This is a genomic window from Oceaniferula marina (assembly GCF_013391475.1).
GTDB lineage: Bacteria > Verrucomicrobiota > Verrucomicrobiia > Verrucomicrobiales > Akkermansiaceae > Oceaniferula > Oceaniferula marina.
Window position 1 is genome coordinate 51508 of sequence record NZ_JACBAZ010000011.1, and the last position, 15922, is coordinate 67429.

Annotated in this window: 11 protein-coding genes and 1 pseudogene; 7 read left to right on the forward strand and 5 right to left on the reverse strand. The window is 53.8% G+C overall.

Annotation, left to right across the window (positions count from 1 at the left end; genetic code table 11):
- Positions 1 to 86 precede the first annotated feature (86 nt).
- Genes HW115_RS17365 through HW115_RS17375 form a run of 3 tightly spaced genes read left to right on the forward strand, consistent with a single transcriptional unit; the run spans position 87 to position 4533 of the window.
- Positions 87 to 1703, forward strand: a complete 1617-nt coding sequence (locus HW115_RS17365) for a Na+/H+ antiporter NhaC family protein (RefSeq protein WP_178934412.1) — start codon at positions 87 to 89, stop codon at positions 1701 to 1703.
- Between the two features lie 52 nt (positions 1704 to 1755).
- A complete protein-coding gene (locus HW115_RS17370) occupies positions 1756 to 3834 on the forward strand; it encodes a hypothetical protein (protein WP_178934414.1) in 2079 nt (692 codons plus the stop codon).
- Between the two features lie 24 nt (positions 3835 to 3858).
- Positions 3859 to 4533 (forward strand): DUF3109 family protein, encoded by a 675-nt coding sequence (locus tag HW115_RS17375; RefSeq protein ID WP_178934416.1) that lies wholly within the window; start codon positions 3859 to 3861, stop codon positions 4531 to 4533.
- A 100-nt stretch (positions 4534 to 4633) separates the two neighbouring features.
- Here HW115_RS17375 and HW115_RS17380 read toward each other — a convergent pair whose 3' ends face one another.
- The 5 genes from HW115_RS17380 to xylA form a co-directional block, all read right to left on the reverse strand.
- Positions 4634 to 5818, reverse strand: coding sequence for a Gfo/Idh/MocA family protein (locus tag HW115_RS17380; RefSeq protein ID WP_178934418.1), 1185 nt, complete (start codon positions 5816 to 5818; stop codon positions 4634 to 4636).
- Positions 5819 to 5960: 142 nt separating this feature from the next.
- Entirely contained in the window at positions 5961 to 7007 is a 1047-nt protein-coding gene (locus tag HW115_RS17385; protein WP_178934420.1) for a sugar phosphate isomerase/epimerase family protein, read from the reverse strand.
- A gap of 69 nt (positions 7008 to 7076) precedes the next feature.
- Positions 7077 to 8594 carry a xylulokinase gene (locus HW115_RS17390; protein ID WP_178934423.1) on the reverse strand — a complete coding sequence of 506 codons (1518 nt, stop codon included), beginning with the start codon at positions 8592 to 8594 and terminating at the stop codon, positions 7077 to 7079.
- Positions 8595 to 8611: 17 nt separating this feature from the next.
- Complete coding sequence (locus HW115_RS17395; RefSeq protein ID WP_178934424.1) at positions 8612 to 10204, reverse strand: MFS transporter; 1593 nt, start codon at positions 10202 to 10204, stop codon at positions 8612 to 8614.
- A 53-nt stretch (positions 10205 to 10257) separates the two neighbouring features.
- Positions 10258 to 11571, reverse strand: coding sequence for a xylose isomerase (xylA, locus tag HW115_RS17400; RefSeq protein ID WP_178934426.1), 1314 nt, complete (start codon positions 11569 to 11571; stop codon positions 10258 to 10260).
- A 222-nt stretch (positions 11572 to 11793) separates the two neighbouring features.
- Between xylA and HW115_RS17405 the strand changes: the two genes are divergently transcribed.
- The 4 genes and pseudogenes from HW115_RS17405 (at position 11794) to hrpB (ending at position 15912) form a co-directional block, all read left to right on the forward strand.
- Positions 11794 to 12546 (forward strand): AraC family transcriptional regulator, encoded by a 753-nt coding sequence (locus tag HW115_RS17405; RefSeq protein ID WP_178934428.1) that lies wholly within the window; start codon positions 11794 to 11796, stop codon positions 12544 to 12546.
- A gap of 104 nt (positions 12547 to 12650) precedes the next feature.
- The gene (locus HW115_RS17410) at positions 12651 to 12914 is read left to right on the forward strand and encodes a thioredoxin domain-containing protein (protein ID WP_178934430.1); all 264 of its coding nucleotides are present in this window, start codon (positions 12651 to 12653) and stop codon (positions 12912 to 12914) included.
- 12 nt (positions 12915 to 12926) lie between these two features.
- A pseudogene (locus HW115_RS17415) lies at positions 12927 to 13301 on the forward strand (redoxin domain-containing protein); the annotation flags it as partial.
- Positions 13302 to 13338: 37 nt separating this feature from the next.
- Positions 13339 to 15912: an ATP-dependent helicase HrpB gene (gene hrpB / locus HW115_RS17420; protein ID WP_178934432.1), complete on the forward strand. Its 2574-nt coding sequence runs from the start codon at positions 13339 to 13341 to the stop codon at positions 15910 to 15912.
- Positions 15913 to 15922 lie beyond the last annotated feature (10 nt).

Genomic DNA, 15922 nt, shown 5'->3' on the forward strand with positions numbered 1-15922 from the left:
CTTGTGAATAAGTTTGGCGTCCAGCTGGGTTAGCTAAGATATTTTCTATCATTGCCTCGTTAGCGGATTGTCTCTTAGACTGAGTCGTGTGCAAAAATGCTGAAAATAGCCGCCGGCTGTGGCTTGTTCTCTGTATGCTCGGGATGGGCATCATGATGGGGGCTGGCTTGTTGGATCATGGGGGAGCCGCCAGAGTGTTGGCTCCTGTGGGGGTGGCTTTGCTGACGCTCGTGTTGATGAAGCACGCGGTGTGGGGATTGATGGCTGGGAGCCTGGCAGCTTGTTTGCTTTTACAGGACGGACATTTGGGCTTGGCGGTGAAGCAAGTAATGGAAACGCATTTTTTCCCCTCGTTTCAAGGTTCGTGGCGAGTCGGTGCGATTTTATTCACCTTGGTGTTGGGTTCGTTTACCGTGTTGATTGAGCGGGGTGGAGGCTTCGATACCCTGGCGAGGAAATACCTTTTATCGAATGAGAAGCACTCTGGGCGGCGTTTGCAGATAGCGACCGGAGTGTTGGGTCTGTTTTGTTTTTTTGATGGTCTGGCAAACAGCCTGCTCATTGGTCGGGTGACCCGGCCTTTGGCTGATCGAGTGGGGGTTGCTCGGGCGAAGATGGCTTATCTTGTGGATAGCACGAGTAGCTCGATTGCCTGCATTGCCTTTATTTCTACTTGGATTGCAACCCAGCTGAGTTTGATTCAGCAATCGATTGAACCCTTTGCGATCGACTCTTCTGCGTATGCTTTGTTTTTTGCTTCGGTTCCAAGGAATTATTATTGTTGGTTCACCTTGGTCTTACTTGCAGCCGTTGTCTGGCGTGGTTGGGATATCGGGCCGATGAAGCAAAGTCAGGCTAAGGCTCAGCCAGCCCAATCTTTACAAGATCCGGGAGGATGTGAAGATTCGCGCGATGCGGCCCCGGTTTGGACGGCATTAGTTCCGATCGGCGTTCTGGCTATGGCCATTCCGGTGCTGTTTTATCTCTGGGAAACGCAGCCTCTGTTTCCGGTGACGGGTGAGAAGCTTGCGAATGCCTTTAGTGGTGGTGCTGGACCTTATGCCATGACGCTGGGCAGTGTGGTTGGCTTGCTGGCGGCGGCCCTTTGTTTTCCGAAACGTGGGCAAGGTGAGCTTGTGTCTGCAGTGAGTCATGGGGCTGCGAGTATGCTCGGGCCTTTGTTGATTCTTGTTATGGCCTGGACGTTTGGTAGCACGCTGAGCGAACTGGGAACTGCAGCTTGGATTGCCTCGGCGATGGGGGATTCGGTAGATCTACGGATGTATCCTGCGGCTGTCTTTTTAACCGGAGCTTTGGTGAGTTTTGCCACCGGGAGTTCATGGGGCACGATGGCATTGATGATGCCGATTGCCTTGCCTGCGTATTTGGGAGTGGCGGGGGATAATCCAGAATTGTTGTCGGCGGTGATTGGGGCGGTCTTTAGTGGAGCGGTCTTTGGCGACCACTGTAGCCCTTTTAGTGACACCACCATCGTCAGTGCTTTTTCCTGTGGGGTTTCGGCCAAGGAGCATGTGTTGACTCAATTACCATATGCTGGCTTGGCAGCCTTGGTGGCTTTGCTGATCGGATATGGGGGCTTGGCTCTCAACATGGCTGCGTGGGTGAATCTTCTGATCGGAGCGGCGGTCTTGGTTAGCTTGGTTGTCTGGAGCAGCTCACGGAATAAAAGTGATGCTGGGTGAGCTGTATAAGCTTTGCCCTTGAGCTACTGGACCCAGACGATATATCCACTGCATGAAAGAAGCTCAGGAACGCTTGATTGATGCTGTGACCGACGGCTGGACGGACGAAGAGCACCGGCTGATGGCCCGAGAGTGGTTCGTGGGAAAAACGGACACAATGGATGTGTCCGGATTGGATGCCGTGGCTGAGAGGCTCGAGCAACGTCGGTCCCGGTCAAGCAGGTTGTTGGTGGGTGTAGCAGGTCTAGTGGTGGTAGTGTGTATGTGGCTTATTGTATCCGAGGGCTATCGAACGGTGAAGATGGTGCAAAAGCAAAGATTCCTCTTGGGGGGTGTTTGGAGTGACCACAGTGCGGCTCGGTCGGCCGATTTTGGCGAAGGCTTGTCAGCTGAAGACCAATTACTGCTCTTTGGTGATCCTTTGGGGGTGAAGGCGTCGGACCGTTGGGTGGCCTTGTGGGAATCGGACCCGAAGAATCCAGCCTATTATGTGGAGTATGCCATGGCCTATGGCACAGATTATGACCGCTTACCCAAGGATTTTCTCAGCGTCACTAACAAAATTGACCCAGGCAATGGCTGGTATGAAGTGGTGGCTGCCGGGTATTTATCGGATGGTGCGGTCAAGTCGCGGCCGAAGCCCAGCGGCAGAGGGGCAAGTGGACATCGGTCGAAGAAAGAGCGAACGGAAGAACGGATACGAAAAAAGAATTTAAAAACCGAGTGGGATGTCTTGGATCAATCCAAGGTGGACCAGGTGCTCGCGCTGTTGAAATCGGCATCGGATAAGGAGCGTTTTACCTCGCATCAAGAAGAGCTGTTGTTGGCCCGAATCCGCCTGCTTCCGAAGGCGGTGGATATGGTTTCAAATTTACACCGAGTTGCCTATATGGCCGACACTCCGATTCATGGATTCAAAATCATGAGAGTGGCGGAAGTGATTGCAGCCGAGGCTTACCGTTGTGAGTTGGAAAAGGATCGAGAGGCGTTGAAAGCGTTGGTGCCATTGTGGGATGACTGGGTGAGTCACATGAATGCGTCCTCGTTATTTCTCGTTGACTCCTTGATAGCGAAAGCATGTTTGAGTGTTCCATTGGTGAACATGCGGGTGGCTGCAGAGGCTTGTGATTTGCCGGACGTCGCTGACCGGATGCATCAAATCCAAGAAGCCATGAATGATTGGTTTAGGATTCGTGAATCGGAGGAAAACGATGAGAGTCGGGATTTTATTTTGAGAAAGGCGGGGACGCTCCAATCTTACAGTTTGGGCGCAGTTTCTAAACAGGCAAAAAAGCCGCGGGTATTGACGAATGAGGATTTGAAGCCTGGTCGGATGACAGATCACAGTTTTGCAGGACGATTGATGTCGGTGGTCGCATGCTTGCTCTGCTTGTTGTTGGGCTTGGGGGTTTGGGCATATCGGTTCCGATATGGGGCGTTTGTGCGGGAAATATCCAGGAGGATGGCAGGAGTCTTGAATACGCATGATTGGTGCTGGATTCTAGGAGGAGGTGTGATGCTACCTTGGTTCTATTACGGTTGGGTCTTGTTTTATTCTCCATGCAGTGCCTGGAACGAAGGCGCGGGGATGACGTTTTATCTGCAGCCTGCCGGGCAGTTTGTGGCCATGCTCCTTATGATGACTTTTAGCAGCATGGTGTTGATCCGCTGGCGGCTAAGCAAGTCCCTTGCGTTTATGCATTTTACTCCGAAGTGGGTTGCATGGATTCCTGCCATATTGTGTGTCTTGCTGGTTCCAATGATCGGGATGATCTTATGGCAGTGGGGTGGGCATTCTTGGTTGATGTTAGGAATCAATTGGGGTGGAGGAACGGTTGTTCTATGGCTCCTCGTTGTCTTATGTCGCGCCATTTTTGGGAAAAAGAAAAAAGCGATTGAACGGGTGATGGTTTCCCGGGTGTTTGTTTCTGTTTTTCTCTGGATGTCGTTGATCATGCTTGTGAATATGTGGATCAATCACCGTCAGGAACGTTATTGGTTTGGGCAGGATTGGACGATGCAAATGACGGATGAGTCGAATGGTTTCGGTGGCTATGAACATCAAGTGCACCAGCAAATGAAAAAAGAAATCCAAGAGGTTCTGGATTCGACAAAGACGGTTGAGGAATAAACCAAAAGAAGAATGGATAACAATTTGAGTGCATACCAGGAGACGGCTGAGGTTTTGGCTGCCCAGATACGTGAGGCCCAGCTTGATCATGAGGCTTTTGAACAGTGGATTCGACCTTGCTTGTTAGAGTCTTGTCGTGCGACCTGTTGTCATGACGGTGTGTATCTTTCCAAACAAGAGGCGGACGGAATTGGCCGTTTGCTCGATGAGCATGTTGCTTTTTTTGAACAATGTGGGCTGAGTTTACCGGATGAACCGATTCTTAGTGTGCGGGGTGGTGGGGCATTCAAAACTGCTACACGGCAGGCTGAACCCGGAGAGTTGGCCGAGGATTATCCCGCACACTTTCCCCAAACCCGCTGTGTGTTTCTCGACCGGCAAGGTCGTTGTGGACTCCAGCGCCTTTCGATGGAACAAGGACGTGCGGCTTGGCATGATAAACCTTTGACCTGCTGGATTCATCCCATTTTGATTCTTCCTGTAACGCGCGAACGCTCGCGCCCATTGGTGACCTTAGTCAGTCCGGAGAATGACCCACAAAAAACGAGTGCGTATCCGGGGTTTGCATCGTGTACTCATTGTGGTCGGCCCGACAGCTCGGGGGTTCCTGCCCGCGAGGCCTTGGCCCCTGAATTGGAGATGCTCGGGAACTTGTCTGGGAGGGATTTGCTTGCAGAGTTGAATGCGGAGTGCATATGAGCCAAGCAGAACCGATCTCACGGCATAAAAAACGAGCCCCGGATCGATCTCCGAGGCTCGTGTAAAAGCTTGTGGGGGCTTTTGATGAATGTTTGCCCTTTTAGGATTTGCTCACAGGCTGCCAGGCACCGTCGTCGTCGTCAGATTTGATGCAGGCGTCGATGAAGGCGAGGCCCATGCGGCCATCGTCAATATTGGCGTAGGTACTGCCATCGCAGCTCCATGGCTCTCCGGCTTGATAAGCACGGACATCTTTTTCAAACTCGCGGTGCAGGCGTGCGTAGGCGTCGTGGAAGGCTTCTCCGTGCCCGCTGGGGATGGTTGGTTCGTCGAGCAGCCATTGTGGGACGTCGCCGAGGAATCCGTCATTCGCACAGACTTGGCCGCGCCAGTAGGTGCGGTCGGGCTGGTCCTGAAGGAGGATGGTGACTTTTTCCGGGTCCTCCTGACTCCACTTGAGTGCGCCTTTGGTTCCGGCGATCATAATACCCAGGTCGTTTTTATGGCCAATGCAGATTTGCGACGCACGGACCAGGCATTTTCCTCCATTGGAGAGTTTTCCGTAGGTGGTGAAGTGGTCGTCGATCGGGCGGCCCGGGACAAACTTGTCGAGTCGGGCGGAAACTTCTTCGACGTCGAGTCCGGTGACAAAGCGAAGCTGCATCAGGGCGTGGGTTCCGATGTCTCCACCGCAGCCACTGCCTCCGGCTTTTTTCGGGTCGGTTCTCCATTCGGCCTGCATTTGGCCGGAGTCTTCAAGTTTGTCGGCCAGCCAGCCTTGCAGGTAGTAGGAATCGACCCAACGGACGTCCCCGAGCAAGCCGCTTTGCACGATATGACGGCTGAACCAGCTCGACCAGTGGCCGAGGTAGGTATGGGCGACAGCGAAAGGAACCTTTTTTTCTCGGGCCTTGGCGACCAGCAGGTCGGCTTCTTCGAGGTTGACGGTGAGAGGTTTCTCACACATCACCGGGATGCCGAGCTCGAGAGCTTTCATCGCGGGGTCGAAGTGGACAAAGTTCGGAGTGACGATGACGACGTAATCGATGCGTTCGTTCTCGGGCAGTTTTGCCTGGTCTTCGAAAAGTTCATCGTAGGACGCGTATCCTTTGACTGGATAGGGCCAGTTGTTTGCTTCGTTCATCGCGACTTCCGGGTCCGGGTGCAGAGCGACGGCGTGCACTTTGCGGGTTCCATCGAAGTGGATGGCTTTCTGATGCGGGTTGGCAATGAAGGCTCCGGCACCTCCGCCGATCATGGCAACTTTAAGTGGTTGTGGGGACATAGGAATGTTGAGTTTTGAATGTTAAGTGAGAAGTGTTTTCGTTGGTGAGCTCTTAAGATCGTCTCAGGATAAAAGTGATGGTGCTGGGGTGGCTTGGCCTCAATCCTCCGGCGATGTCACGTTGCAGCGGCTTCGGTGCTCCTTATTGATTTTCTTTATCAAAGGCGGCATCGAAGGCGATGTCGTTTCGTGGGAAGTCGAGCTCTTTGACGTAAGCGCAACTTTCAGCGGCTCCGTGGATGCGGTCCATACGCCCGTCTTCCCATTCGACGGAGAGTGGGCCGTTGTAGCGAATGTCGTTGAGTGCTACGATGATTTCCTCGAAGTTGATATCGCCGCGGCCGACCGAGCGGAAGTCCCAGAAACGGCGGGCGTCGGTAAAATCGGTGTGCCCACCAAAGACTCCGACGGTTCCGTCACCGTGTCCCCACCAGACATCTTTCATGTGGACGTGGAAAATACGTTCGCTGAAGGTGCGGATGAACTGGACGTAGTCGACTCCCTGGTAGCCCAAGTGGGAGGGGTCGTAGTTGAAGCCGAAGCGCGGGTGTTGTTTTACCGCGTCCAGTGCTCGCTGCGATGAGGCAATGTCGAAAGCAATTTCGGTCGGGTGGACTTCGAGGGCAAAGTTGACATTTTCCTGTTCAAACACATCCAGGATGGGGAGAAATCGAGCACCAAAATCGTCGAATCCTTTTTGCAGGTATTCCTGGGATGTTGGAGGGAATGCGTAGAGTGCATGCCAAATTGAGGATCCGGTAAAGCCGTTGACCACGGCATCGGGGCGGCCCCCTTTGGGTTCAGGTCCAGGGAAGGCGTCCATGAACTTGCGGCAGGCCCGCGCGGTGTCTTTCATTTTATCAGCGGCCCGCTGGCGCACACCTTCTGGTTCACCGTCGCCCCAGACATCGGCGGGGAGAATCGACTGGTGACGTTCGTCGATGTTATCACAAATGGCTTGGCCAACGAGATGGTTTGAAATGGCATAACAGCTCAGGCCGTGCGATTGGAGAAGCTTCCAGAGATCGGCGCAGTACTTGTCATCACTGAGGGCTTGATCCACATCGAAGTGGTCGCCCCAGCAGGCGAGCTCCACGCCGTCGTATCCCATTTGTTTGACTTGTGGTAGCAGCTCGGCGAGTGGTAGATCGGCCCATTGGCCGGTAAAGAGAGTGACAGGTCTGGACATGGTGAATTAGGAATTAGGAATTAGGAATTAGGAATTAGGAATTAGGAATTAGGAATTAGGAATTAGGAATTAGGAATTCAAATGATTTGTTAGCATGGTGTCGAATGTGGCGGACATCTCTTGATAGATTGCGCTGACTTCGGGTTGGGGAAGGATGCTGTCGGATTCGGGCTGACAAAAGGAGGACTCGAGTATGTTTAATGGGATATTGGTGGTGGCGAGACAGGCTCTCATGGCGGCTCCGAGTCCGGCCGAGGCGTGGGTTTCGATGGTTTGCACCGGGGAGTTGAAGACATTGGCGATCGTTTGACAAATGCCTTTGGCTCGAGAGATCCCACCGGTTACGCGGATATGCTTTGGCTTGATACGCATCCAGTCTGCGTGTTTTTTCATGCTGAGGAACTGCCCGTCGAGTAAGCTTCGGACGGTGGTATTTGACTGTTCGCTGGGTTTGGCGAGTGGGGTGATTTCAGCTTGAAAGAAGGGGAGGCTGGGCGTGTCGCCAGCTTTGGGTGGATGTTCTGTCCGGGCATCGAATTCCGTCCAGCTTAGTTTGATGTTTTGTTTGGTGGCTTCGCAGGCGAGGGCTCCATTTTGGAAGCAAATGAGGCTCATGAAGCCGCCGAGAGGATTCCCAAAGACATGGCCAAAGCCCTGGGGGTCGGTGTGTGGAGATTCCATCGCAGCAAAGAGTGTGTAGCTTGTGCCCAGACTGATCACCAGATTTCCGGGAGAGGAAGCTCCCATACCCACCAAGCTGCAGGGGTTGTCGCCCGACCACAGGACGACATCGCATTGCTCGCTAAACCCGTATTTTTTAACAAAGTAGGGGGCGAGTTTACCAGCGACGGTGGATGAGCTGGCGAGCGGTGGCAGTTTGTCTAGTAGATCCGGAGCCGTTGCCTGGACGAGGTCGCTGTCCCAGCCCCGTTGTTCCAGGTTCATCAGGTTCATGCCTGCTCCGTCACCGTGATCGATCGCAGCCGGCTTGCCAGCCAGAATGGATGCCAGAAACGAGCTGGCGAGGTGGACTTGTTTTGTTTGGCCCCACGCTATCGGGTCTTGCTTCGCAAACTTTCGAATCTGCGGGCCAGAGAAACGTTGAATGGCCACCGAACCACTGCGTCGGCAGACTTCCTGATGACTGCCGAGGGCGCTTGCTATTTCCTCACACTCGTTAGCCGTGGAACCATCCATCCAGATCGGAGAGAGGAGGCGGCTGATGCTTGGTCCGAGTTGTGCATGAAGCGGAGCCTCCGGTTGAAGCGTATCGAGGATCAGAGGAAATTGCTCATTCAGATAGACGGTGGCATGCTGTTGACCTGAACCGGAAATACTGGAGACCTGCGCGAGCGGGGCTCCATTGGCGGCTAGTTTACCAAGCAGCAGCTCAAGAGCCTCGACCCACATCAGGGGATTGGAAAAAACTTCTCCCTGATTTGGGCCTCGAACAAAACCGGCGGTGGTCCCGTAATGAGGGAGGTCCTTTTCAAAGTTGACCGAAGCCTCGTGTGCAATGCTCCCATTCTCAGCATCAATGAGAATAGCAGAAAAACTTTGAGTAGAGCAGTCGAGGCCTAGGTGCATGGATTTAATGGGTTTTGTTAATACTCGGATGCGGCGTCGAGTTCTTTCTGTGACGCTAACTCAATCGGCTTGTATCCGCCTCTGGACTTAAAGAAGAGCCAGATGCCGAGGTAGCAGATGAGCATGAAGGCTGGGAAGAATGTCATTTTGGCCAAGGCATCGAATTGACCGGCTTTATCTGCTTCTTCCAGGGCACTCAGAGCGGACTCGTCGGTGATGGCTGATTTTTTATCAGGGTCGATCCCTTGATATTTTCCGAGTAGGTAGGATTTCTCTACCATCACTTCTTCTGCTACAGCCGGGGCTTGGGTGGTTAGCACACTACTGGATGTTTTTTCCTGCAGCGCTCCGATGAAGGGAAATCCGAGAATGCCAACCGCAATCATGCCGATGCCGGAGATGGCATTGAGAGTGAGTGCTCCTCCTTTCGGGCACTGTTCCGCCACGATGCCAAGAGTGGTGGGCCAGAAGAAGGTCTTACCCACGCCATAGAGAGTGGCTGCGGCAAAAATAACGGTCAGGCTGGCACTGCCGGTTTTTGACAGGGCAAAGAGTCCGGCGATGGCCAGTAGGGAGCTGATGACCAGGATGCCAATCGGTGAAATACGATGGATAATCGGGCCTGCAAAGAAACGCAGCACCATCATGATGGCCGAGGTGTAAACCAGCACCCATCCAGCATGGCGACCCGCTTCTTCAAGTGGTTTTTCCATCAGGCTGGAAATCCATCCATCGGTTCCGATTTCTGTGGTGGCCAGTGGCATCATGACCACGATGAGAATTGCGAGTAGAGGCTTGCCAAATGAGCGGGTGTAAACGCCAAATGCCACAACAACCGCGGCGGTGAGCGACCAAACGATGGTGCTGGACCAGCCAAAGACTTGGCCGAGTTGGGCAAAGATCAGGCCAAAGCTGACGAGAGCTCCAAAGGCTCCAAACTCTGCGAGCATTTCACGGTAGCTAACCCCAGCCTGTTCCCTTTCACTAACTGGGAAGCGGGCATTGATCAGCATCACGAAAAAGATAACGGCCGGGATGGCAATGATGCCGAGGACAACGCGCCAGTCACCACTTTCGGTGTATCCGGACATGGCAATGGTGATGAGTCCTCCGAGAACCAGTCCGCCAGGCCACCCCGCATGGAGGATCGTTAGCCATTTGGTTTTATTCTCACGGAACATGGTAGCGACCACCGGGTTGATAAAGGCTTCCACGGTTCCGTTGCCAAGTCCGAGGATAATCGACCCCCAGTAGAGCAGGTCATAGCCACGGGCTTGTGCCGCAGCTAGTGCTTCACCTTCCACCCCTTGGATAGAGCTGTAGGCCATGGAGGCCATTACCAGATAGACGGCATAACAGACAAAGGAAAAAACCATTGCCAGGCGGTAGCCGATTTTATCAATGATCAGACTGAAGAGAATGATGGAGATGGCAAAGGGCCAGACTCCGGCTCCTTGAAGGACCCCGACATCGACTTTATCGATGGCGAAGTCAGATTGGAATCTGCCGAGGAGAAGCATCCGGGTGATAAATCCGAACGCGGTGGCAATCAAGGCGATGAAGCAGCCCCAGAATACCTTCTTGTCATTACTGTCGTGTTTGATGGTCATAATCGATTAGTCCTTGCTGAAAAGGATCAGGGTTTCTACGTGTTTGATATCGATTAGGCCAGAAAATCGTTCAGATTGTTTTCTAACATCTCCTGTCTTCCGCTGGGCAAACTAGGTGGAGTGATGCTCTGAGCATAGGTATCTAGGGCATCCAGAGAACTGGCCTTGGACTCGATCTCGGCTCCGATTCCTGTGTCATACGAGGCATATCGGTTCTCGATGAATTGTCCTTGGCCGCCATCCTGAATGATGTTGTGGGCGATTTTGAGTCCGCGGGCAAAGGCGTCCATACCTCCGATGTGGGCGTAGAACAGGTCATCGGGGTGGTGGGATTCACGGCGACGTTTGGCATCGAAGTTGAGTCCTCCGGTGGTGAAGCCTCCCATTTTGAGCACTCTGAGCATGATCTGGGTGGTTTGATAGATGTTGGTAGGGAACTGATCTGTGTCCCAGCCGATGAGTTCATCACCGCGGTTGGCGTCGATGGACCCCAGAGCATTGGCTCCGATGGCCACCTCGAGTTCGTGTTCCATGGTGTGGCCGGCCAGAGTGGCGTGGTTGGTTTCGAGGTTGAGTTTGAAGTGATCCAAGAGGTCATACTCGCGAAGGAAATTCAGGCAGGCTGCCGCATCCGAGTCGTATTGGTGGGTGGATGGTTCCCGGGGTTTGGGTTCGATGTAGAACTGCCCGGTGAAGCCGATTTTCTTCGCGTGGTCGACGGCCATGTGCAGCATGGTGGCGAGGTGGTCGAGTTCCCGTTTCATATCGGTGTTGAGCAGGGTGGCGTAGCCTTCGCGGCCGCCCCAGAAGACGTATCCTTCGCCGCCGAGTCGGTGGGTCGCTTCCAGTGCATGTTTGATCTGGCTGGCTCCGTAGGCAAACACATCGGCGTAAGGTGAGGTTGCCGCTCCTTGGGCATAGCGTGGGTGGGAAAAGAGGCAGGCGGTTCCCCAGAGAAGTTTTTTTCCACTTTCTTGTTGGAAGGATTCCAGCTCACTGACAACTCGGTCGAGATGCCGGTGGGTTTCGGCCAGTGTCGATCCTTCAGGGGAGATGTCACGGTCGTGGAAACAATAGTAATCGATGCCGGTTTTTTTGAGGAATTCAAAGAAGACAGGAACCCGCTTGAGGGCGTTGTCAAGGGAGTCCGATCCGTCGTCCCAGGGCATTAAGGCCGTTCCTGAGCCGAAGGGGTCGCCGAGTTCGTTGCGCATGACGTGCCAGTATGCGGCGGCAAAGCGCAAGTGTTCGTGCATGGACTTATCGCCGACCATTTCGTCGGGGTTGTAGTGGCGGAAGGCGAGTGGATTTTTTGAGTCTTTTCCTTCGAAGGGAATGGTCGGGATGTTGGGAAAGTATTCGGTCATGGCTTGGTGAAGAATGGGTGATGGTTGATTGATTTGGAGAATGCAGGGGGCAGGGCTTAGATCTTGATGGGTAAAGCTTCAATGATCAGCTCGACCCTCGGGGGGCTGCAGATGCCTATCTATATAGCATTAAGATACCGGAGAGGTCGATGGGTTCATCCGTCAAGCACTTGTCATTTTTCGTCATTGTCAAAAAGGGCAATCTTGCGCACAATGCCCGCGATGGACGAATTGTCAGATGCCCAGTTGAAGCAGTTTACTTCACGCTTGATGCCTGGGCAGATTGCCACGGCCTTATTTCAAGCGTTGCCGGATGTGATTTTTTGGATCAAGGACAGCGATGGGCGATTTGTCTATGTGAACAAGGCCTTCTGCCATGATGTTGCCGTGATGGAGGCGAGTGAAATCATCGGTTTGAAAGATGAGAATATTTTCCCCAAGGAATTGGCGGCTGTGTTTCAACGCGGAGACGAGGAGGTGCTGCGCTCCCGGACCCCGATGTGGGATAAGTCGGAATTGGTATCGAACCGTTTGGGGCAGGTGGAGTGGCGATCGACGAGTAAAATTCCATTGTGTGACCTAGGGGGCGAGTGGGTAGGAACGGCTGGGATCTCGCGCAAAATGGGAGGTGTCGGACCCTCTTTGGTGCCTTCCCGGCATCATAAACTGGCCGTGATTGTGGAAGCTATTTATGAGCATTTGGACAAACGTATTGGGGTGACGGAGCTGGCCGATGCCGCGGCTGTGTCAGTGAGTACATTGGAGCGTTTGTTCAAGGAGCATATGAACACGACACCCAGGCAGTTTATTCTGCAAGTCAAGATATCGGCTGCTTGTGATCGCTTGATCAACTCCGGACTACAGGTTAAGGAGATTGCCGCCAGCCTTGGTTATGAAGAGCACGCTAACTTTACCAGAGCCTTTACCAAGGTGATGGGCATGTCCCCACGTTCCTATCAGCGGTATTATTCATGATGCGTCTGCTTTTCGATTCGCCCGGTTCTTGGCCGGGGTATTTCAGGAGCTGCCGCTTACCGACGTCGTTTGACAGGTGACTACAACAGGTGTAGGGGTGCCTTATGTCTGATCTTAGTATACTTTTACAGGCGCGGCTGGATCGCATCCGGGATGATTTGAATCGTCAAATACCGGCCGAGGCGCAGAAGCTCATGCATGACAGCACCCAAGCCTTGATCGATTCCGGTCAGGCGGCGAAGGCCTGCTCTGAAGGAGAACAGATTCCGGTGTTCTCTCTGGCTAACCAGAACGGAGCGCAGGTTTCTGTTTCAGAACTTTATGGTGAGGGTCCTTTGGTGGTCTCATTTTTTAGAGGTTTTTGGTGACCCTATTGTGTCGCAGAGCTGGATGCTCTGAATGATGTACTTGCCAGTATTCGGGCCAAGGGAGGAGAGTTGGTCGTGATCTCACCCCAACTTCCCAGACATAGCCTCGAATTGATCGAAGGGCATGGATTGGGATTTGATATCCTGTATGATCAGAATCTGAGTTTATCGGATACCTTCGGTTTGACCTTTACACTATCTGAAGCATTGGCGGCATTGTATCTTTCCTTTGGGATTGATCTTCCTGAAGCCAATGGCACCGATGACTGGCGTTTGCCGATGCCTGCACGTTATGTGATGAATGAAGAGGGGCTGATTCTTCATGCTGAAGTAAATCCGGACTATACCCGGCGGCCAGAACCTGCCGAGATCCTCAAGTTACTTTGATGGGAAGCTTCTGAGCGACGCATCCTGACGATTTTCATTGATTCCGGTAGCCGGTGTGGGCACGACTTGGGGCGTGGATCTACCGGTTCTGGAAATTCGTAATAAATTGCTCGATGCACTTGGCGGGATCGGTCGCATTTTGTTGCGTGCTCCTACTGGTTCGGGTAAATCCACCTGCGTGCCTCCGATGTTATTGGATGGAGGCAAGGTGGATGGTTTGATTGTGGTGGTGCAGCCGCGCAGGATAGCGGCGCGGATGCTTGCTCGACGTGTGGCCGGAATGCGTGGGGGGCGCCCGGGCGGGGAGGTCGGGCATGTGGTACGCTTTGATAAGTGCATGGGGAAGGAAACGAGGATTGTGTATGTTACGGACGGGGTGTTGCAGCGTTGGTTGCAGGACGACCCCGAGCTGTCACATGTGGGGGCTGTGATTTTTGACGAGTTTCACGAACGGCGTATTGCCAGCGATGTGGCCTTGGCGCGTTGTTTGAATTTACAGGAGGGGGCGCGGCCGGAATTGAAAGTGGTGGTGATGTCGGCGACACTCGAGGTTTCAGGGTTAAAAGAGTATCTGGACCCCTGCGATGTGCTTTTGGCCGAAGGCAGGGCGTATCCTGTCGAAATTCACTATTCAGGGGCTCCCCAGATGGTGGGGCGGAGTGGCAAGGATGCGGTTTGGGAGCGCGTTAGCAATGCGGTGCAGCAGGCGGTAAAGCGTGAAGATGCCGGGCATATTCTGGTGTTTCTTCCGGGAGTGCACGAGATCCGGCGGAGCATCGAATTGATCGAACGATCTTCGTGGTCACGGGGGTGGGAAGTGTGCCCACTCTATAGTGGGCTTTCTCCAAAACTTCAGGACGAGGCGGTAGCCCCGAGCAGGAGTGGTGGTCGCCCCAGGATCATCGTCTCCACCAATGTAGCCGAAACCTCACTGACGATCGACGGCGTCCGGACGGTGATTGATGCCGGGCAGGCCAGAGTGGCTCGCTATGACCCGGTTCGCGGGATTGACACCTTGATGGTGGAAAAAATTTCCAAAGCGTCGGCTGACCAGCGCGCCGGGCGGGCAGGTCGAACCGCTCCCGGACGATGTCTTCGTTTATGGAGTGAAGCCGACCATGCCCGGCGCGAAGCGTTTGATCTGCCTGAAATCAGGCGTGTGGATTTGACTGAGCCGGTGCTGTCCTTGATGTCGGCTGGAGTTGATGATGTGGCTTCCTTCCGTTGGCTCGATGCCCCCGATCGTCATGGATTGGAAGTGGCCGAAGCGTTGCTGCAGCAGTTGGGAGCACTTGACCATGACGGCAGAGTGACTTCGGATGGTCGGAAGATGGCAGGATTTGCATTGCATCCTCGCTACGCACGTCTTTTGTTAGCTGGAAATGAGCATGGATGTGTGGCGGAGGCAGGCTTTATTGCTGCGGCGATGCAGGCGGAGGGGCTGTTTATGCGTGGTCGGGATGCCCGGGGGCGGGAGGAATTTTCCGAGCCTGATGACGGATGTGATTTTGTTTCCGAATGGAGGGCGTTTCAATTGGCTCGAGACATGCGCTATGATCCACGGGTGTGTTCCCAGAATAGTATCCTCGCACGTGGCGCAAGGGAACTGGGACAAGCCTTGGATCAACTTGAACGCACGGCGCGGAGGCATGGGATGGATTGGCGGGAGATTGATTTTGATCGACGGTCCCACGAGCTCAGCCGGGTCATGCTGTTAGCGTTCAGCGACCGCTTAGCTGTGCGACTGGGTGATGCTACCTTGGCCTGTCGAGTTGTTGGCGGGCGTCGGGGGCAGCTGGACAAACATAGCTCGGTCAAGAGCGCCCAGGCATTTGTCGCGACTGAAATGACCGAGGTGGAAGGAAAGGACGTGACTGTCTATTTGAACCGTTGTGCAGAAGTTCATCTGGAGGAACTACGCGGACTGTTTCCGCATGACGTGCTTGAACATGACGGAGCCTTTTACGATCCCGTTTCCCGAAGAGTGGTCCGCAAACGTGAACTCCGTTTTCGGGATCTTGTGTTGGAGTCGAAAGAGGGGGGGGGGGGCCCTTCGCACGATGCGGCTCGTTTGCTTGCCGAGCGGGTTGCAGCGGGGGAATTAAAACTCAAGAACTGGGATCAATCGGTCGAGCGTTGGATTGGTCGTTTGGTTAGTCTCAGCCGTTGGTTGCCGGAGATGGGTTTGCCTGGATTTAGCGAGGATGACAAGCTGATGGTCTTGGAGGAAGTGTGTCAGGGGGCGAAGTCCTATAAGGAGATCAAAAACCGTGAGCTTATGCCAGTGCTGAAGCATTGGTTGTCTGAGGGGCAGCAGCAGGTGCTCGATGCCTATGCGCCTCTGGAGGTGAGTTTGAGTAATGGACGTAAGGCCAAGGTTCGCTATTCCGTGGATGGTGCTCCATGGATTGCCATGAAAATGCAATTTCTCTATGATGTGACGGAGCTGCCGGAGATTGCCCAGGGACGGGTGAAGCTCTTGGTTCATCTGCTTGCTCCAAACCAACGGCCATGGCAAGTGACCGATGATTTGGCCGGTTTCTGGGAGCGAGGATACCCTCAGATGAAAAAGGACTTGGCTGGCCGTTATCCGAAGCATGAATGGCGTTGATGTCACAATC